Genomic DNA, 18743 nt, shown 5'->3' with positions numbered 1-18743 from the left:
AAATTAAGCGGTTAAAGAACCTAAAGCGATTGGTTGAAAGTAAACGTTTCGTTTATTCTTATCGATGAGGACTGTCTTCACTCAATGGAGATAGTCCCCGTCTTTTTTATCTCTCATAAGGGAAATAAATAATAATAAAAAAGACAATACAAAAAGGACAATCAAAAATTCAACGAATGCTGTACTTGATTTTGGTTAATTGATAATTTACAAACAATATTGCTGTTAGTAACACTGAAAATCCAATTGGGTGCCCCTTTGAGGGGGGGGGGGCGGGGTGAATTTTGCCCTTGACAAACAAATTTTACGCAGTACAATTTAAGTCAGGAAACATTTCGGTTCAATGGTCATATATTTAAATCCATAACTGCGAAAGCCCTTTTTTTTACCATAAAAGTTGCGCAAGGACAAAAAAGTTAGCTTGACTCATAAATGAGCTGCAAAAAAGTGAGGTGTTCAACATGAACGAGAATGTTCAAGCTGCATTGGCTTCCGACGAAGGCTGGAAATCCGCATCCAAACGACCTTCGCTGCCCGAGGTGTACCGTTCGCTGAAGGTGCCGACGCACGGATCGTGGCTGAAGAAGTTTTTAGCTTTTGTAGGCCCCGGTTATCTCGTAGCGGTCGGTTACATGGACCCCGGAAACTGGGCGACCGACATCGCAGGGGGATCGATGTTCGGCTACACGTTGTTGTCCGTCATCCTGATCTCCAACCTTATGGCGATACTGCTTCAGGCGCTCGCCGGCAAGCTGGGGATCGTCACCGGCAGGGATCTTGCCCAGGCATGCCGCGATCATTACAGCAAACCGGTCTCGATGGTGCTGTGGGTACTGTGCGAGCTGGCGATTGCCGCTTGCGACTTGGCGGAAGTAATAGGCGCCGCGATCGCGCTTAATCTGCTGTTCGGCATACCGCTCGTCTACGGCGTGATCATCACCGTCGTTGACGTGTTCATCATACTGCTGCTGCAAAACAAAGGTTTCCGTTATATCGAATCGCTGGTCATCATTTTGATTTTTACGATCGGTTCCTGCTTTATCGTCGATATTTTCCTCTCCAAACCGGATTTCGCAGGGATTGCGGCAGGGTTTGTGCCGAGCCCGCAAATCGTGACGAACCCGGCGATGCTGTATATCGCGATCGGCATTTTGGGGGCAACGGTTATGCCCCACAATTTATACCTGCATTCCTCGATCGTGCAAACGAGAAAATTCGACCAGTCGCCGGCAGGCAAACGCCAGGCGATCAAATTTGCGACGTGGGACTCTTCGATCGCCTTGTTTTTCGCCCTTTTCATCAACGCGGCCATATTGATCGTATCTGCGGCAACGTTCCATAAGGCGGGCATGACGGAGGTGGCCGAAATCAGCGATGCCTATCAACTGCTGACGCCGCTGCTCGGCACGACGCTCGGCAGCATCCTGTTCGGCGTCGCGCTGCTGGCATCGGGCCAAAACTCTACGCTGACGGGAACGCTGGCCGGCCAAATCGTGATGGAAGGTTTTCTGAACATCCGGCTCCCCGGCTGGATTCGCCGCCTTGTCACCCGGCTTATAGCGATTATTCCAGCCGTCATCGTAACGGCTATCTACGGAGAGAGCGGCACCGCCCAGCTGCTCATTTTAAGCCAGGTCATCCTGTCGCTGCAGCTGTCGTTTGCGGTTATTCCGCTAGTCAAATTTACGGGCGACAAGAAGAAAATGGGCGAATTCGCCAATCCGCTTTGGCTCAAATGTCTGGCATGGTTCGTAGCGATCCTGATCGCCGGGCTCAACGTATACTTGCTGTTTCAAACGTTTTTCGGCGAATAAGCCCCCTGAAGGGACCGTGGAGCTTCAATGCTCCGGGTCCCTTTTTTGCCGTATCGTTTTCAGGGAATCATGCACTTGTATGGCGAACATTCCCAATTGGAATACATTTAGACAAAATGGTATAATGTGATGATTGGAAAACCATTAGCAAACAGACGAATCGAGGGGAACGAAATGGAATCGCGTGGACTAACCTTGCGCGATGTCCCAAGTGAGGAACGACCAAGAGAACGTATGCAGCAGCAGGGGGCACAAGCGCTTAGCAATGCCGAATTGTTGGCTATTTTGCTTAGGACCGGCACGTATTCGGAATCGGCTGTCCACTTGGCGCAGCGGGTCTTGCAGGAAAGCGGAGGCCTACGCCGCCTCGTCGAAATGACGATGGAGCAATTGACGGCGATCAAAGGCATCGGGGAAGCGAAAGCTTTGCAAATTCAGGCGGGCATCGAGCTTGGAAGGCGTCTTGCGCGCAGCTCGATGGGGGAGAAAGTGATCATCCGTTCCCCGCAGGATGCGGCATCGCTTTTGATGGAAGATTTGCGCTATCTGCAAACCGAACATTTCGTCTGCCTTTTTTTAAATACGAAAAACCACGTGATCGGCCAGGAAACACTCTCGGTAGGTTCCTTGAACGCCTCGATCGTGCATCCCCGCGAAGTATTCCGCGCCGCCATCCGGCGGAGCAGCGCCTCAATCATTTGCGCCCATAATCACCCGAGCGGAGACCCGACGCCAAGCCGCGAAGATATCGAAATGACCGGCCGTCTTATGGAAGCGGGGGAAATTATAGGGATTGAGGTTTTGGATCATATTATCATTGGGGACAACCGGTTTTCCAGTTTGAAGGAGCAAGGTTTAATGTAGTAATATGGGGTACAGGCCTTTTTTGGGACGTCTGCCCTTAAAAACGCGAATTGTGTCGAATCATCTGTGGATAAACATGTTTTAGCTTGGAAGGGAGATACATAAGATGTTCGGTGGTTTTACAAAAGATCTGGGAATCGATTTGGGCACAGCCAATACGCTTGTTTATGTTAAAGGAAGAGGCATTGTCGTCAGGGAACCGTCCGTCGTCGCCCTTCGTACCGATACAAAATCGATTGAAGCCGTCGGTAACGACGCGAAAAAAATGATCGGCCGCACGCCGGGCAACATTCGCGCCGTCCGTCCGATGAAAGACGGCGTCATTGCGGATTTCGATACGACGTCGACGATGATCAAATATTTCATCCGCCAGGCGCAAAACAAGCGCTGGCTGTTTCAACGCCATCCGAACGTGATGGTTTGCGTGCCTTCCGGCATCACGGCCGTTGAGAAACGCGCCGTGGAAGACGCCACCAAGCAGGCGGGCGCACGCGATGCCTATACGATCGAAGAACCGTTCGCAGCGGCGATCGGCGCGGATTTGCCCGTATGGGAGCCGACCGGCAGCATGGTCGTCGACATCGGCGGAGGCACGACCGAAGTGGCCGTCATTTCGCTCGGGGGCATCGTAACCAGCCGATCGATCCGCATCGCCGGCGATGAAATGGATGAAGCGGTCACTCAATATATCAAACGCACTTATAACCTGATGATCGGCGAACGCACGGCGGAGCAGATCAAAATGGAGATCGGATCCGCGCTCCGCATGGAGCAGACGGTGACGATGGAAATTCGCGGACGCGATTTGGTCAGCGGATTGCCGAAGACGATGACGATTACATCGGATGAAATCAGCGACGCTTTGTTCGATACGGTAAACAGCATCGTCGATGCGGTGAAGATTACGCTTGAGAAATGTCCGCCCGAACTGTCCGCCGACATAATGGACCGCGGCATCGTGCTTACCGGAGGGGGCGGGCTTTTGCGCAACCTTGACAGGCTGCTGTCCCGCGAAACCGGCATGCCGGTGCTTGTCGCGGAGAATCCGCTCGACTGCGTGGCGATCGGCACGGGGAAGGCGCTCGAGAACATCCACTTGTTCAAGACGCGTTCCGGCCCTACCAGCAAGTACAGAAGATAATCATTTGACTTCTCTTTGGATTTGGAAGGTGCGTAATCAGTGAGGCTTTTGGGGAACAAGCGCCTGCTTATCCTCCTCCTCGGATTGATCTGCTTCATCGCCTTGATGGGCTTGACGTTAGGTCAAAGAGAACGGATCAGTTGGCCGGAAAAGTTTGTTAAAGATACGATATCGTGGACGCAAGGTCTCTTTTACAAGCCCGCTGGATGGATAGCGGGCTTCTTTGAAGATATGCGCCAGCTGCGGACGATTTTTGAGGAAAACAAGGTGCTGAAGATGACTTTGGCCCAATATGCGAGAGATACGACACGGCTGAACGACCTGGAGCTGCAAAACAAACGCCTGAAGGAGGATCTCGGTTTTACGGAACGTCAAAAGCAGATGAACAACTATAAGTTCCGCATAGCCGAAGTCGTTGCCGCGAGCCCCGACCGTTTAAACAATACGATCACGATCAACCTGGGGGAAAAAGACGGGATGAGGCCCAACATGGCCGTCATGTCGGTCGAAGGTTTGGTCGGGCGCATCGTTCAGGTGTCCGCTTTTTATTCCAACGTGCAGCTGCTTTCGAGCATCGACGATACGGCGAGCGACAACAAGGCGATTTCCGTTACCGTGAAAAATAAAGAAAACGAGGCTTTCGGCATGATGGAAAGCTTCGATCCGAAAACCGGCCTTCTTGTCGTCAACAAAATCGAACAGAAGGATCATTTTGCCGTCGGAGACGTCGTCATCACTTCGGGACTCGGTCAAGTATTTCCTCGCGGCATCGAGATCGGAAAAGTCGTGGCCGTTAAAGACGGGGATTTCGGCATCACCTATACGGCAACCGTTCAGCCGTTTGCGTCGCTCGTCCATCTGCGGGAAGTATTCGTCGTTGAAGCTCCCGAAGGTTGAGGTGACCTATGACACGCAATCTGCTATGGCTGTCGATGCTGGGGCTGTTTGTGCTGGAAGGGTCTATTTTGCAATGGCTCATGCCAGCCGTATGGCAATCTAAAGTGCACGTGGCACCGCATTTCATATTGATCGTCGTTCTTTATATCGGACTGTATAAAAATCGGCATACCGCACTGTTTTATGGTCTCGGTTTCGGTCTTTTGCAAGATATGATTTATTATTCCCCGATGCTCGGTCCCATATCCTTCAGTATGGGGCTGGCGGGATATTTAGCCGGACTTGCTCACCGGAGAACTCATAACAGCATTGTGTTCAGCATGATCGTGATCTCTGTCGGCCTTTTGCTTTATGAAATGCTTGTGTTCGGCTTATATACGCTGTTCCGCGTCACCCACCTTGAGCTGCAATGGGTCTTTTTCCATCAAATGCTTCCCAGCATGCTGATCAATCTGCTGTTCGCATTGGCTATATATGTGCCGGTCCGCAAATTTTTCGAGAACGCGCAAAGCATGGCCGAGCAAGAAACGGATTAATTTTTCCGGTGCCCGGAAGGAGATCGGCGTCCACAGAACGAATGGTATAGGGATAAGCAAAAGTTGGGGGTAAAAAACGGAATGACGGCAGTCAAGCATCATGTGACCATCAAAGGTGTTAAGGACGGCCTTGTTTTTATGCTGGACGATACGTGCGATTGGGAAGAGGTGCTGAAGGAGCTTCAGCACAAGCTGGAGAAGACGCACGAGAAAATATTGACCGGGCCGATCATTCACGTGAGCGTGAAGCTGGGCCGCCGGATCGTATCGGACGAGGAAAAGGCCCGCATTCGCAGCATTATAAGCCAGAAAGGCAACCTGCTCATCCAGTCGATCGAGGCGCAAGCGCCGGACGCGCTGCCGAACCCAGATGATCCGAAGCTGGCGATGATGAAAGGGATTGTCCGCTCCGGGCAAACGATCCATCACGACGGCAATCTGCTCTATCTGGGCGACGTGAATCCCGGCGGCAGCATCTTTTGTACGGGCAGCATCTATATTATGGGGTCGCTGCGCGGGATGGCTCATGCCGGCATCGACGGAGACGAGCAGGCGATCATAGCCGCATCGCATCTGAGACCGACCCAGCTGCGCATTGCCGGCATCATCAGCCGCCCCCCCGACGAATGGGGAACAAGCGATACGTTTATGGAATTCGCCTATATCAAAGACGGGCAGATGCAAATCGACAAGGTTCATCAGCTGCACCGGCTTGTTCTTTAAACGTTTTGATTAAAGGAGTTGAGTTCAGTGGGTGAAGCAATCGTAGTCACATCAGGAAAAGGCGGCGTCGGCAAGACGACGACGTCGGCCAACTTAGGCACGGCCCTCGCGCTCCAAGGGAAAAAAGTATGCATGGTCGATACCGATATCGGACTCCGCAATCTCGACGTAGTGATGGGGCTGGAAAACCGCATCATCTACGATCTGGTGGACGTTGCCGACGGGCGCTGCCGGCTGCCGCAAGCGCTCATTAAGGACAAGCGTTTTGACGAGCTTTATCTGCTGCCCGCTGCGCAAACGAAAGACAAACACGCGGTTTCGCCGGAGAGTGTCCGGCAAATTGTGCAGGATTTGAAACAGGATTTCGAATTCGTCATCATCGATTGCCCGGCCGGCATCGAGCAGGGCTTCAAAAACGCCGTCGCCGGCGCCGACAAGGCGATTGTCGTGACGACGCCTGAAAACGCTGCGGTGCGGGACGCCGACCGGATCATCGGGCTTTTGGAGAACGAGAAGATTCATTCGCCGAAGCTGATTGTCAATCGGATTCGTCCGAGCATGGTGAAGAAAGGCGAAATGCTCGACATCGACGAGATTTGCTCCGTGCTTGCGATCGATTTGCTCGGCATCGTGCCGGACGACGAATACGTTATTAAAGCCGCCAATTCAGGGGAACCGACGGTGATGAATCCGACCTCCCGCGCTGCGATCGCTTACCGCAACATTGCGCGCCGCATTTTGGGCGATACCGTGCCGCTCATGTCGCTCGAGGAAAAACCCGGCATGATGAAGCGGCTTAAAAAATTCATGGGGATAGGATGATCCGCGGTGCTTCGCAAATTTAAAAACGTTGACGCATCCATCATCGTTATTTTGCTCATTCTCATGGCGATCAGCGGACTGCTCGTTTACAGCGCCACAGTGGACGATCCGAAAATCGGCTTCGATCTGAAAAAAATGCTGATCATCGACGGGATTGCGGTTTTGGCATTCCTCGGCGTAACCTTTATCGATTACCGGATAATGATGAAAATCGCTCCTTATTTATATATAACCGGCATAGCCCTGCTGGTGGCCGTATATTTGTTCGGGGTGGAAAAAAACAAAGCCAAGAGCTGGTTCAAGCTGTTCGGCAATTTGGAGTTTCAGCCGGCCGAGCTGGTCAAGCTGCTTCTGATCATCGCGCTGGCCGCCTTTTTGGCGAGGAAAAAAGGCGAAAACCTGAAATTCATCACCGGCGTCGTGCCGGTAGGGGTCCTTACGTTCGTCCCGTTTATTCTTGTGCTAATTCAACCGGATCTTGGCAACGCCATTATTTTTCTTGTTATTTTTATCGGCATGCTCTGGATCGGCAATATCAAATACACTCATTTCCTGGTCGGCCTCGCTCTGGCGGTGGGCGGAATAGCTTTGTTTTTATATTTGTTTTCGCATTTTCACGATCCGATCAAAGAGTTTCTCGTCAGCAAGGAAAAGGGCCACTGGGTTGCCCGCATCGATACGTTTCTCGACCCGAACTCGGCGACCTCGGACGAGAGATATCAGGTAGAAAACGCAACGAAAGCAATCGGCTCCGGAGCGCTGTTCGGGGAAAAATATTTGCACGGTTCGTCCGTTCATCGGGGTTATATCCCTTACGCTTATTCCGATTCGATTTTCGTCGTGGTCGGCGAAGAGTTCGGTTTTATGGGCGCGTCCGTGCTGCTGCTGTTATATTTTGTGCTTATTTACAGGATGATTCTGATTTCGCTTCAGTGCGGGGATCACGGAGGATCGTTTATTATAACCGGCATCGTCTCCATGTTCGTTTTCCAGATCTTCGAAAACATCGGCATGCTGATCGGAATTATGCCGCTGACCGGCATCACGCTGCCGTTTATCAGCTACGGAGGAACCTCGCTGATGATCAATATGATGTCGATGGGGCTGGTGATGAGCATCAAGGTGCACCAGGAGAAGGAGCCGAGCTACTGAGGCGGGGTTGGCCCCTCCTTAATTGTAGGGGTGCCCCTAAATCGAACGTTCTCCCCCCCCCTAAACAAGATGACAGAGCGTCACAATAAGATATGAAAATGTTCGAGCGGTTCACGGTTTAAACTCTGTTTAAACCGTGAATTCTTTTTACTACACAGTGCAGGTAAGTCGCCGGGATTTTGAGTGTACGACCTCGCCCCCTAAACTGACTTACCACACCCTGAGAACAAATCTTTGTCGCCACGAGCACACCCATCAAATTTCGGTCTGGGAGGGTGTTGGTAGCCTGTGTAGAAAGGATGATCTATTTGGATGCGATTCGTACTTGCTGCGCCGGCCTCGATGTTCATCAGGCCAACGTTGTTGTTTGCTTGTTAAAAGGCCCTCTTCATCAAAAGCCGACGAAAGTGATTCGGGAGTTTTCTACGGTACTCTCCGGCCTGCTCGAACTAGCCGACTGGCTCACTGAAGAAGGATGCACAGAGATCGCCATGGAAAGCACCGGCATCTTCTGGCAACCTGTTTACAATGTACTTGAAGCTTCTTGCACCATCACTCTGGCCAACGCTGCCCATATTAAAGCCATCAAAGGCCGTAAAACCGATATGAAAGATGCCCAATGGATCGCAGAACTTCATCGGTGCGATTTAATCCGCGGCAGCTTTGTGCCTCCTGTGGAAATCCGCGAATTGCGAGATTTGACGAGATACCGCAAAAAACTCGTTGGGCACGCTACCGCCGAAAGAAACCGCATCTTGAAGGTTCTCGAGATGGCTAACATTAAGCTCTCCACCTTTATGAGCGATGTTTTTGGCGTTTCCGGCCGTCTCATGCTTCAAGCTCTTGTGAATGGCGAAGTTATTGAACCCGCGCAAATCGCCGATCTTGCCAAAGCCTCTCTGCGCTCCAAGATTCCGCAACTCGTTTCTGCTCTCAATGGTCGCGTCACCAAACACCATCGTTCCATGATCGCTAGATCGCTCAAACATCTCGAATTTCTCGAACAATCCATCGCTGAGTTAGAGGCCGACATGGAAGTATACTTCGCACCGTATCAGCGGCAATTAGAGCTATTGGATAGTATTCCTGGTGTTGGCGAGCATACCGCCAAGATCATCTTGGCTGAACTGGGAACGGATATGTCTGTATTTCCCACGGAGATGCACCTATCTTCTTGGGCAGGGCTTAGTCCGGGCAATAATGAGAGTGCCGGTAAAAAAAAAGTACTACCATAACCAAAGGCGATAAAATTCTTAAGTCTGCTCTCACAGAAGCAGCCTGGGCCGCCAGCAACACGAAATCCTACTTAGGTGCAAAGTTCTGGTCCATTACAAGTCGGCGCGGGAAAAACAAGGCTGTCATTGCGATCGCCCATAAGATTCTAGTCATTGCGTACCACATCCTATTGAAGAACGAACCGTACAAAGAACTTGGTGCGGACTATTTAGAGAAACGACGAAGCATTTCCAAGGAAGAGCTAATGATTCGTAGGCTACAAAAATTAGGTTACTCGATACAAAAAGTAGACGAACTTCCCTCAACCAGTTAGGCTCTTTTAAAAAATATTCATTATGGGGACCGGGCATCCTATTGCCTTTTTTCGGCTTTTGACCTCATTTCAATCCATTTTCTCTTCGAAGTGACCTCGAGCTAAACGTTATTTTCCCATCAAATCGCAGTGCCACCCCCTAAATCCCCCTAAAGGGGGACCCCAGGCGCTCGGGCGCCCTGGACCCGCCCGCTGGGAGTTCATGCTCGCTGCTAATGCGCGTTTGTCCGGAATGGATTTTTCGCTGTTTGGCGAAAAATCCTATTCCCGACACGCTTTACTGTTGGAGCGGTGATGAGGGAGGGACTGCGTGCCTCTGGCCCGCGGTTGTCTGGCCATGGTTTTGCCGGGGCAAAACCTATGTCCCGACACGCTCTACTGTTGGCGCGATGTGCGATGTGTGATGCTGCGAGCGACTAAAGCGGAAAATGTAAGTTTGCACAATAAATCGGGTTACTTTAAGAGCAGGTGTCGGACCTGCTCTTTTTTTTAGTTGAAAATGCTTAACAAAAACTCAAATTACTCCGATTCATTATGACGCAGCTAAAAAAAGCGCCCTCACGGGTGCTTTTTTTGCGTACAAGCTCATAGGATGGAGTAAACGAGCTATTTTGCCAAAGAGGGTCGGGAGGAGAAAGAGATGGAAGTGAAGGACAAAGTTCGCCGGCGGAGAATGGACCGGATCAAAGAACTGCGCGAGACTGGCCCGCACGCATCGTTTCCTTTTAAGGAAGCGTATTACGGCGAAGAGGACAAGCAGCCGCAGCCGCCGCTCTATCATAATCCGTATCGGGACAACCACCCGATGAACGATCCGGAATACGTATGGAAAATGAAATGGGAGCGAGATATGGCCGAAGCGGGGAAGGAACGTTGGAATCCGGACGAGCGCTTTCGCTTCGAACCGCCTTCAAAAGGCCAGATCCGAACCAAGCTGATATTATCCGTTTTCGCGTTTGCTGCCGTTTGGGGATTGTTCCAGATCAATCACCCGTTTGCCCAGAAGGGACGCGACTATGTGAGGACCGCTTTGACGGAGTCGTACGATTTTAAACAACTGGCTGCGTGGTATGAAAAGCAGTTTAACGGCACTCCTTCGCTGCTTCCGGCGCTTCGTTCGATCAAGTCGGAGGAGGCGGAGAAGGTTTCCAATATGACAAAGCATTATTTTACCCCGGTACAAGGGAAAATCATCACTTCGTTCGAGCCTTCCCGCCTCGGCATCACCGTGCAGACGAAGGAAGGCAGCCCCGTATTCGCTCTTGATACCGGCCGCGTCATCTATTCGGGCAACAAAGAGGATACGGGGTACACCGTCGTCATCCAGCATGCGAACGGGCTGCAGTCTACTTACGGCTGGTTGGAGCAGCCAAGAGTGGAAGTAAATGATTGGATCAAGGGAGGGGAGACGGTCGGCACGGCGGGGAAAAATAACAGCGCTGCGCTTGGCGGTGCTTCCGGCGGACAAGGGGCGGCGCTTTATTTTGCATTGACGAGAGAAGGCAAGTTCATCAACCCGACGGAAGTGGTTTCCTTTGATTAAATGGGCCGGCTTGGAATGGGGCGGCTTCCGCTTCCGGTTTCACCCTTTGTTTTCGATCCTTCTGCTGTTCTCGGTCATTACGGGCTACGCAGCGGAAATGCTGATCCTGTTCGGCATCGTGCTCATTCACGAGCTTGGCCATCTCACGGCCGCCAAAGGGTTTGGCTGGCAGGTGAGAGAAATACAGCTGCTGCCTTTCGGCGGGGTACTCGTCGTTGACGAGCCCGGCACGGTTCCGGCATGGGAAGAAATCGCCGTGGCGCTGGCCGGCCCGCTGCAAAACGTGCTGATGATTGCTTTTGCCGCCGCCTGTAAATGGGCGGGGCTTTGGTCCGGCGGCTGGTGGGACTACTTTATGCAGGCCAACCTGATCATCGCGCTGTTCAACCTGATGCCGGTGCTGCCGCTCGACGGCGGCAAAATTATGCAAAGCCTGCTCAGCTACCATCTTCCTTATCATCGGGCCATTCAATGGTGTGCGGCGGCCAGCCTGGTCGTCAGCTTGACTATCGTCGGCATGGCTTTTCTCCGGATCGGTTCTCACGGTATCAAGCTGAATGTGCTGATCATCGGACTTTTTTTGATTTTTTCCAATTGGCATACGTACCGCAGCGTTCCTTATCTTTTTTTGCGGTTTTTGATGCATCGCGAAGCGAGGGCGGGAGGTTTTATCGTCAAAGGGGCGCTCGCCCAGCCGATCGTCGTGAACGGACGGCGCAAAGTAGCGGATATACTGCGTCTTTTTATAAAAGAGAAGTATCATCTTATTTATGTGATGGACGAGCGCGGCGTTATCCGTGCGGTGCTGCCCGAGCAGCGTCTGCTTCATACTTATTTCGTCGATAAAAAGCCGGGGTGTGCAGTTTCCGAGCTTTTGATGTAAAATGACATCAAGAGGTGTTCCTAATGAAGCTGATCGCAGTCCATTGCGAAGAGGGATCGACCCGCGTTGCGCTGATGGAGGACGGCAAACTTCAGGAATATTATGAAGAAGGCCAGAAAGACCATCATATTGCAGGGAATATATACATCGGCAAAGTAGTCAATGTGCTTCCCGGCATGCAGGCGGCTTTTGTCGATATCGGACTCAAAAAAAACGCATTTTTATATATAGACGACGTGCTGCCGGCTCATTTGGAAAAACAGCCGAAGGTGAAGCCTCCCATTTCCGATCTGGTCTCGGAAGGCCAGGAGCTTATGGTGCAGGTGATCAAGGAGCCTGTCGGCACGAAGGGGGCGCGCATTACGACGCATTATGCGATTCCCGGCCGTTGGGGCGTATACATGCCCTATGCGGATTACATCGGAATCTCCCGTAAAATCGATTCGGAGGCGGAGCGCGAGCGGCTTAAGGGGCTGACCGCAAAGCTGCTCAAGCCCGGTGAAGGTTTTATCGTCCGGACGATGGCCGAAGGCGAATCGGAAGAAGCCATAGCCGAAGATTTGCGGCTACTTAGAAGCGTATGGCGCACGATCGAAAAAGAGCGGACCTCCGCCACGGGAACGCCGCGGCGCATATACAGCGAAATGAGGCTTATCCCGCGGCTTGTTCGCGATCTTGTCAATCACGAGGTGGACGAGCTGGTGATCGATCATCCGCAGGCGCGGCTCGAGATCGAATCCATGCTGAAGTCCGTCTCTCCGGAATATGCGAATAAGGTGAGGGCGCATAAAGGACAAACGCCGCTGTTCCGGGAGCTCGGAATCGAAGATCAGCTGGAAAAAGCCTTCCATCGCAAAGTGTGGCTGGATAACGGCGCTTATGTGATCGTGGATCGGACGGAGGCGCTGACCGTGTTTGACGTAAATACCGGAAAATATACCGGGTCGGTCGATCTGGGGCAAACGGTGTTTGAAGTCAACATGGCTGCGGCGGAGGAGATTTCGCGGCTGCTGCGTCTGAGGGATATCGGCGGACTGATCATCATCGATTTTATCGATATGGATCACGAGACGCAGCGGCAGGCGGTGGTTCAAAGTCTGGAAGCCCATGCGAGACGCGACCGGACCAAAACGGTAATCGTCGGGTGGACGAAGCTGGGGCTGGTGGAGCTCACCCGCAAGAAGGTGCGGGAAAGCCGGGAACAGCTCGGGCTTGTCGATTGCCCGATCTGCCAAGGCAGCGGCAAGGTGAGGCCGACTTGAACGCCTCCCCAAAAATAAACATTGCAACTGCCGTTTCATTTGTGATATTATGATTTAGTGTGTTGCTATAGCATGCTGTAACCGCTCGAAACGGGTATGCAAGAACATCTGCTTTCATGCAGCGCTGTCACCTGCCGAGGCGAGTCTGAGACATGAGGAGGTGCAACTATGTACGCAATTATCGAAACTGGTGGTAAGCAATACAAAGTCCAAGAGGGCGATGTACTGTACATCGAGAAATTGGAAGCCGGCGAAGGTGAATCCGTTACTTTTGACCGCGTTCTTGCGGTATCCAAGGAAAGCGGGCTCGTTTTCGGAACTCCGACCGTTTCCGGCGCTAACGTTTCCGCGAAAGTGGAAAAGCACGGCAAAGGCGAGAAAATCATCGTTTACAAATACAAGGCTAAGAAAAACTACCACAAGAAGCAAGGTCACCGTCAACCGTACACTAAAGTTGTAATCGAGAAGATTCAAGCCTAAGAGCTGGAGTATTCCCGATGATACGCATAGCGATACGGAGATCGGATGATCGGCATATTGAAGGATTCAGCGTCGAAGGTCATGCGCAGTTCGACGAACCGGGCAAAGATATCGTTTGTGCGGGAGTGTCTGCCGTGACGGTCGGAACGGTCAATGCCGTTGAAGCGCTGCTCGGCGTAAAGCTGGGTCATCGAATGAAGCACGGCTTGCTGAAGGTGAATGTGCCGAAGCAGCTCGAGGCCTCTGTTCGCGATCAGGTTCAGCTTCTGCTCGAGTCCATGGTGGTCATGCTTAAGTCCATTGAACAATCTTACGGTGCATATATAGCAATGCAAGAAACAGGTTCAGACGACAAATTACAACACAAAAGAAGGAGGTAAACTCTCATGTTGCAATTGAATCTTCAGTTGTTCGCTTCCAAGAAGGGTGTAGGTTCGACGAAGAACGGCCGCGACAGCATCGCGAAGCGCCTTGGCGTTAAGCGTGCGGACGGACAAAAAGTGCTTGCGGGCAACATCTTGGTTCGTCAACGCGGAACGAAGATCCACCCGGGCAACAACGTGGGCATCGGTTCCGATGACACGCTGTTCGCGCTGATCGAAGGCGTTGTGAAGTTCGAGCGCTTGGGACGCGACCGCAAAAAAGTGAGCGTCTACCCGGTTGAAGTGGCTCCTGTAGCCGCAGCTGTGGAAGTGTAATAGAGCTAACGTTTAAGCCCTGGCGAACCCGGTTCGTCAGGGCTTTTTACTTTCGTGGGGATATTAGAGAAATGACGCGCATATCGTATAGCGTGTCCGGCACCAATTCGACAGCAGCCGAATCGTGCCGGACAAACGCGAGCCCGAGGCACTCCCTCCCTCACACGGCATCGCTCCAAAAGTAAAGCGGGTCGGGGGATGAAAGTTTTGTCTGCAGATAAAAATTCATCGCCCGACAATCGCGACCTTGGCGGCGATCATCCCCCCAGCGGGCGGAGCCGGGGCGCGTGGGGCGCAATGTTGTCAGGTTAAGCGGGAACATAGCGGAACTATGGTTCGCTAAATGGGAGGTTTCGGGCATGTTTTGGAAATTAGCGGAACTCAGGTGCTCTATTTATCTGTTTTCCCAGTCCATAAGCCATTTTCTGCCGATTTAGCGCATCTCAGTTCCTCTATTTTTTCAAACCGCCCAATTTTCCGAGAATAGCGAACGTGAGTTCCTCTATTTTTATAAATTTGGTCTTCTATGATTCAAGTCTCGATTTCGTCCATACCTCCTAACCTGATAACATGGCGCCCGAGCGCCTTGAGAGCTTTGCGTAGCCAAGCCGGCTTCGGAAGCCTGGAGTCCCCTCCTATTAAGGGGGCGGCTTACCGGATGGGGGAAATCGCTTGGTGAAGTTTTCCAAGCAACATGATATACTGAGTAGGAGTTCGGTCGAAATGCGAAATTGGAGAGATAGGTATGATTCGAAACAAGGGGTCGCAGCTGCTCGCGGGGTTGCTTATCTTGCTGTTACTGCTATGGCTGGTAGCGGGTACGATGGGGTGGATCGGACGAGGCGTAACCGGGCTTGCGCTTTTGCTGCTTTCGATCGTTTTGTGGAAAGGAACGGTCGCGTCGGAGCACCGTGAACGGGCGGCGCTGCTGCAATCCAAGCAAAGGGAATACGAGCACATGCTGATTCGAACGCTCAATCATCACCGTCATGATTGGATGAACGACATTCAGGTTTTGTTCGGATACATACAGTTAAAAAAATATGATAATTTACACCGGTATATGGAGAAAATAAAGTCAAAAATCGAGCAGGAAAGCGCGATTTCCAAATTGGGTGATCCTGCGCTTGTCGCTTATTTGCTTTCGTTCCGAACGCAAACGAACGATGTGCAGCTCGATGTGGAGCTGGAGCAAGATGTGCGGCTTGACGAGCTTCCGCTTGACCACGAAAAAGTCGGCTCGGCGATCATCGTCCTGTTGGATTCGTTCAAGTCGCATGCGCTTCCTTCGCAGGACGGGGAGAACGGGCTTAGTCTGGAGCTGGCGGTAGAGGATAACTATCTGCTGATCGACTGCGTGTACAAGGGGATGTACGCGGCCCGTGAGCTGAAGCAGACACTCGAGCAGTCGGTGCTGCGGGCGGATTCGCATTTGCGCGTGCTTCATGCTGATTTTGAAGAAGGGGAAGCGGTGGTTGCGATCAGCGTTCCTTTTAAATAACAGAGGTGGAAAAAGACGATGTTTGTAGATAAAGCGAAAATTTATGTCAAGGGCGGTGACGGCGGCGACGGGCTCGTTGCGTACCGGCGGGAGAAATATGTGCCGGAAGGAGGGCCGGCCGGCGGCGACGGCGGTAACGGCGGCGACGTCATATTCCGGGTGGACGAAGGGCTGCGCACGCTCGTCGACTTTCGTTACCAGAAGCATTTCAAGGCTGAGCGGGGGGAAAAAGGCCGCAACAAAAGCCAGCACGGCGCCAATGCGGAACATATGATCGTAAGGGTTCCGCCCGGCACGATCGTAATCGACGATGATACGAACGAAATCATCGCCGATTTGACCCGCCACGGTCAGGAGGTCGTGGTGGCCAAAGGCGGCCGCGGCGGCCGCGGCAATATGCGCTTTGCGACGCCGGCCAACCCGGCGCCGGAGATCGCCGAGAACGGCGAAGAGGGCCAGGAGCGCTGGGTCGTGCTGGAGCTGAAGGTGATGGCCGACGTCGGCCTGGTCGGGTTCCCCAGCGTCGGGAAGTCGACGCTGCTTTCGGTGGTATCCGCGGCGAAGCCGAAGATCGCCGCGTATCATTTTACGACGCTGACGCCGAATCTCGGGGTCGTCGACGTAGGCGACGGCCGCAGCTTTGTGATGGCGGATTTGCCGGGGTTGATCGAAGGGGCCCATACGGGGATCGGGCTCGGCCATGAGTTTTTGCGGCACGTCGAGCGTACGCGGGTCATCGTGCACGTCATCGACATGGCCGCGACCGAAGGCCGCGACCCCTATAAAGATTTCGTCAAAATCAACGACGAAATCAAAATGTACAACGCGAAGCTGGAGCAGCGCCCGCAGCTTGTCGTCGCCAACAAGATGGATATGCCGGAGGCGGAGGAGCATTTGGCGCGGTTCCGCGAACAGCTCGGAAAAGATCGGCCGGATGTGACCGTCTTTCCGATTTCCGCGATTTCGCGGCAGGGTGTGCAGGAGCTGCTGTACCGGATCGCCGACCTGCTTGAGACGGTGCCGGAGATGCCGCTTGTCGACGAAGTGTCGGAAGTGGAGGAACGTAAGGTATACCGTCTGGAGCGGCAGGATGACGACGAGTTTACGATACGCAGGGAAAACGAAATGTTTGTTGTGGAAAGTCCGAAAATCGAAAAGATGCTGAAGCGCAGCCAAATGAACTCGCACGATGCGATCATGCGTTTTGCCCGGACGATGCGAAAGATGGGCGTCGATGCCGAGCTGAGGAAGCTGGGCGCCGAAGACGGGCAAATCGTACGCATCGGCGACTTCGAATTCGAGTTCGTGGAACACGAATAGCGGCCGGCGTATTGCGGATAGTTAAAATGGCACGCACAAAACATGTCATGTACATGTTATGTGCGTGCCATTTATTTTTAGTGAAAACGCTGTAAACACGAACGATTAGTTAATAAATTAATGAAATGTTCGTATTTATTGAAAAATGACTCCATAAACAAGAATTTTAAAAAAAATATTTCGTAAAAACCTGAACTTTTTCTCGAAAAACTGTTGAACTTTTCGGAACTCCCTTGTATATTATAAACATGTAATAAAACATAACACGAAATACGAAAGAGAACTTAAAAACATGGGAGGTTATGAGAGATGGATGTAAAAAGCTTTAGGAAGGCGGGGCATACACCCAGTTTATTGTCAGCATTTCTCTACTTTGATGTTAGCTTTATGATTTGGGTGCTCTGCGGAGCCATGGCACTTTACATCACCAAGGATTTCGGTTTGACCGACGCGCAGAAAGCGACGATGGTCGCCCTGCCGAGCCTGGGGGGAGCGATTTTACGGATCCCGATGGGGATATTGGCGGACCGCATCGGCTGCAAGAAAACCGGAATCATCGGCATGTTGATCACGATTATTCCTCTGCTGTGGGGTTGGCTCGGGGGATCTAACCTTGATCAAGTTCACGCTATCGGCCTCTTGCTCGGGATTGCCGGCGCCAGCTTCGGAGTGGCTTTGCCGCTCGCCAGCCGTTGGTACCCGCCGCAATATCAGGGAATCGCGATGGGCATTGCCGGAGCAGGCAACAGCGGAACGGCGATCGCGACGTTTTTCGGTCCGAAGATTGCAGAGACTTACGGTTGGCACGCCGTGTTCGGGTTCGCCATCATTCCGTTGGTTCTCATTCTGATTTCCTTCCTGTTTATGGCGAAAGACAGCCCGAACCAACCGGCGCCGAAAAAGCTCGGAGATTACTTGTCGGTGTTCCGGTACGGGGATACATGGTGGTTCTGCTTGTTCTATGCGCTGACGTTCGGCGGCTTCAGCGGTCTGGCCAACTACTTCAGCATTTTCTTCTACGATATTTACGGCGACAAAGCGATGGCCGGCGGGCTGACCAAAGTGGAGGTCGGGTACCTCGTTACGATCACAGTTATCGCGGGAAGCTTCTTCCGACCTATCGGAGGATATATCGCCGACAAGATGGGCGGCATGAAATTTTTGCAAATATTGTTCGCCTGCGTAACGGTCTTCGCGTTTCTGGTAACGACCATGCCGAGCTCCTTCGTGACGATGCTGCTGTATACGAGCGTGATGATGGCTTGCCTCGGAATGGGGAACGGATCGGTGTTCCAAATCGTACCGCAGCGCTTCCAAAGCGAGATCGGCGTTGTGACGGGCATTGTCGGAGCGGCCGGCGGTTTCGGCGGGTTCCTGCTGCCCAACTACATCCTCGGTCCGCTCAAGCAGGCTACGGGCACGCATGTTGCCGGTTTTATGACCTTGGCGTCCATCGCTCTCGTCGTAACGCTGGTGTTCTATGCGGTATCGCGCAGCTGGAGAAAATCATGGGCTACCGCGGAGAGCGGAGTCAACTTCTAAATCCAATAAAAATGGC

At 52.4% G+C, this 18743-nt stretch carries 18 protein-coding genes and 1 other annotated feature; all 18 genes read left to right on the top strand.

The window, feature by feature from the left end; translation table 11 throughout:
* The first annotated feature begins 461 nt into the window (after positions 1-461).
* The 18 genes from MYS68_RS19280 to MYS68_RS19195 all read left to right on the top strand — a co-directional run bounded on the left by MYS68_RS19280 (position 462) and on the right by MYS68_RS19195 (position 18727).
* Complete coding sequence (locus tag MYS68_RS19280; RefSeq protein WP_248927405.1) at positions 462-1814, top strand: Nramp family divalent metal transporter; 1353 nt, start codon at positions 462-464, stop codon at positions 1812-1814.
* Between the two features lie 174 nt (positions 1815-1988).
* Positions 1989-2678: a RadC family protein gene (gene radC / locus MYS68_RS19275; RefSeq protein ID WP_248927404.1), complete on the top strand. Its 690-nt coding sequence runs from the start codon at positions 1989-1991 to the stop codon at positions 2676-2678.
* A 106-nt stretch (positions 2679-2784) separates the two neighbouring features.
* Positions 2785-3819: a rod shape-determining protein gene (locus MYS68_RS19270; RefSeq protein ID WP_248927403.1), complete on the top strand. Its 1035-nt coding sequence runs from the start codon at positions 2785-2787 to the stop codon at positions 3817-3819.
* A 39-nt stretch (positions 3820-3858) separates the two neighbouring features.
* On the top strand, positions 3859-4716 hold the full coding sequence (mreC, locus tag MYS68_RS19265) for a rod shape-determining protein MreC (protein ID WP_248927402.1): 858 nt from the start codon (positions 3859-3861) through the stop codon (positions 4714-4716).
* A gap of 8 nt (positions 4717-4724) precedes the next feature.
* Positions 4725-5252 (top strand): rod shape-determining protein MreD, encoded by a 528-nt coding sequence (gene mreD / locus MYS68_RS19260; protein WP_248927401.1) that lies wholly within the window; start codon positions 4725-4727, stop codon positions 5250-5252.
* 81 nt (positions 5253-5333) lie between these two features.
* Entirely contained in the window at positions 5334-5975 is a 642-nt protein-coding gene (locus MYS68_RS19255) for a septum site-determining protein MinC (protein ID WP_248927400.1), read from the top strand.
* A gap of 27 nt (positions 5976-6002) precedes the next feature.
* Entirely contained in the window at positions 6003-6797 is a 795-nt protein-coding gene (gene minD / locus MYS68_RS19250) for a septum site-determining protein MinD (RefSeq protein WP_248927399.1), read from the top strand.
* Between the two features lie 6 nt (positions 6798-6803).
* A complete protein-coding gene (locus MYS68_RS19245) occupies positions 6804-7949 on the top strand; it encodes an FtsW/RodA/SpoVE family cell cycle protein (protein WP_248927398.1) in 1146 nt (381 codons plus the stop codon).
* Between the two features lie 308 nt (positions 7950-8257).
* Entirely contained in the window at positions 8258-9184 is a 927-nt protein-coding gene (locus MYS68_RS19240; protein ID WP_248925012.1) for an IS110 family RNA-guided transposase, read from the top strand.
* Positions 9185-10138: 954 nt separating this feature from the next.
* The gene (locus MYS68_RS19235) at positions 10139-11041 is read left to right on the top strand and encodes a M23 family metallopeptidase (protein ID WP_248927397.1); all 903 of its coding nucleotides are present in this window, start codon (positions 10139-10141) and stop codon (positions 11039-11041) included.
* A complete protein-coding gene (locus MYS68_RS19230; RefSeq protein ID WP_248927396.1) occupies positions 11034-11924 on the top strand; it encodes a M50 family metallopeptidase in 891 nt (296 codons plus the stop codon). Before MYS68_RS19235 ends, MYS68_RS19230 begins: the two co-directional genes overlap by 8 nt.
* Before the next feature lie 23 nt (positions 11925-11947).
* Positions 11948-13186 carry an Rne/Rng family ribonuclease gene (locus MYS68_RS19225; protein ID WP_248927395.1) on the top strand — a complete coding sequence of 413 codons (1239 nt, stop codon included), beginning with the start codon at positions 11948-11950 and terminating at the stop codon, positions 13184-13186.
* Positions 13187-13255: 69 nt separating this feature from the next.
* Positions 13256-13343 (top strand) — a sequence feature (ribosomal protein L21 leader region).
* A gap of 11 nt (positions 13344-13354) precedes the next feature.
* Complete coding sequence (rplU, locus tag MYS68_RS19220) at positions 13355-13666, top strand: 50S ribosomal protein L21 (protein WP_248927394.1); 312 nt, start codon at positions 13355-13357, stop codon at positions 13664-13666.
* Positions 13667-13683: 17 nt separating this feature from the next.
* Positions 13684-14046, top strand: a complete 363-nt coding sequence (locus tag MYS68_RS19215; protein WP_248927393.1) for a ribosomal-processing cysteine protease Prp — start codon at positions 13684-13686, stop codon at positions 14044-14046.
* Between the two features lie 6 nt (positions 14047-14052).
* Positions 14053-14364: a 50S ribosomal protein L27 gene (gene rpmA / locus MYS68_RS19210; RefSeq protein ID WP_248927392.1), complete on the top strand. Its 312-nt coding sequence runs from the start codon at positions 14053-14055 to the stop codon at positions 14362-14364.
* Positions 14365-15109: 745 nt separating this feature from the next.
* Entirely contained in the window at positions 15110-15865 is a 756-nt protein-coding gene (locus MYS68_RS19205; RefSeq protein ID WP_248927391.1) for a Spo0B domain-containing protein, read from the top strand.
* Positions 15866-15883: 18 nt separating this feature from the next.
* Entirely contained in the window at positions 15884-17185 is a 1302-nt protein-coding gene (gene obgE, locus MYS68_RS19200; RefSeq protein ID WP_248927390.1) for a GTPase ObgE, read from the top strand.
* A gap of 309 nt (positions 17186-17494) precedes the next feature.
* Positions 17495-18727 (top strand): MFS transporter, encoded by a 1233-nt coding sequence (locus MYS68_RS19195; protein ID WP_248927389.1) that lies wholly within the window; start codon positions 17495-17497, stop codon positions 18725-18727.
* The last annotated feature ends 16 nt before the right edge of the window (positions 18728-18743 follow it).

This window comes from Paenibacillus hamazuiensis, from assembly GCF_023276405.1.
GTDB classification, from domain to species: domain Bacteria; phylum Bacillota; class Bacilli; order Paenibacillales; family NBRC-103111; genus Paenibacillus_AF; species Paenibacillus_AF hamazuiensis.
The sequence above is the reverse complement of the archived record's forward strand: the minus strand, read 5'-3'. Positions and strand labels throughout refer to the sequence as shown.

What these genes read in the sequence shown, in the direction of transcription:
- MYS68_RS19280 (WP_248927405.1), top strand. Translation starts at nt 462, where the DNA reads ATGAACGAGAATGTTCAAGCTGCATTGGCTTCCGACGAAGGCTGGAAA.
- radC (WP_248927404.1), top strand. Translation starts at nt 1,989, where the DNA reads ATGGAATCGCGTGGACTAACCTTGCGCGATGTCCCAAGTGAGGAACGA.
- MYS68_RS19270 (WP_248927403.1), top strand. Translation starts at nt 2,785, where the DNA reads ATGTTCGGTGGTTTTACAAAAGATCTGGGAATCGATTTGGGCACAGCC.
- mreD (WP_248927401.1), top strand. Translation starts at nt 4,725, where the DNA reads ATGACACGCAATCTGCTATGGCTGTCGATGCTGGGGCTGTTTGTGCTG.
- MYS68_RS19255 (WP_248927400.1), top strand. Translation starts at nt 5,334, where the DNA reads ATGACGGCAGTCAAGCATCATGTGACCATCAAAGGTGTTAAGGACGGC.
- MYS68_RS19235 (WP_248927397.1), top strand. Translation starts at nt 10,139, where the DNA reads ATGGAAGTGAAGGACAAAGTTCGCCGGCGGAGAATGGACCGGATCAAA.
- MYS68_RS19225 (WP_248927395.1), top strand. Translation starts at nt 11,948, where the DNA reads ATGAAGCTGATCGCAGTCCATTGCGAAGAGGGATCGACCCGCGTTGCG.
- rplU (WP_248927394.1), top strand. Translation starts at nt 13,355, where the DNA reads ATGTACGCAATTATCGAAACTGGTGGTAAGCAATACAAAGTCCAAGAG.
- MYS68_RS19215 (WP_248927393.1), top strand. Translation starts at nt 13,684, where the DNA reads ATGATACGCATAGCGATACGGAGATCGGATGATCGGCATATTGAAGGA.
- rpmA (WP_248927392.1), top strand. Translation starts at nt 14,053, where the DNA reads ATGTTGCAATTGAATCTTCAGTTGTTCGCTTCCAAGAAGGGTGTAGGT.
- MYS68_RS19205 (WP_248927391.1), top strand. Translation starts at nt 15,110, where the DNA reads ATGATTCGAAACAAGGGGTCGCAGCTGCTCGCGGGGTTGCTTATCTTG.
- obgE (WP_248927390.1), top strand. Translation starts at nt 15,884, where the DNA reads ATGTTTGTAGATAAAGCGAAAATTTATGTCAAGGGCGGTGACGGCGGC.
- MYS68_RS19195 (WP_248927389.1), top strand. Translation starts at nt 17,495, where the DNA reads ATGGATGTAAAAAGCTTTAGGAAGGCGGGGCATACACCCAGTTTATTG.